Raw genomic sequence first — 284 nt, 5'->3', positions numbered from 1 at the left:
CGGCACCGTCTCCTTCGATGTCGACGGCAACCTGGTCTACACGCCGAACGCCAATGCCAATGGCCCCGACGTCGTCACCTACACCTTGTCCGACGGCAACGGCGGCACGGCCACCGGCAGCTTCAATGTTGGCGTCGGCGCGGTGAACGATGATCCGACCACTGGCGCGGTCGCCGATCAGAGCACGAGCGAGGACACCCCGCTCACCATCTCCAAGGCCGTGATCCTGGCCGGCGCCAGCGATGTCGATGGCGACACCGTCACCCTGACCGGCGGCTCCGCCC

General features: G+C 67.6%; 1 protein-coding gene. It reads left to right on the top strand.

Annotated elements, in window-relative coordinates:
• Window positions 1–284 (top strand): cadherin-like domain-containing protein (locus AAHM41_RS40440; protein WP_342242293.1); only part of this gene is annotated, 284 nt, incomplete at both ends.

Source organism: Inquilinus sp. OTU3971 (assembly GCF_038440215.1).
The sequence above is the reverse complement of the archived record's forward strand: the minus strand, read 5'-3'. Positions and strand labels throughout refer to the sequence as shown.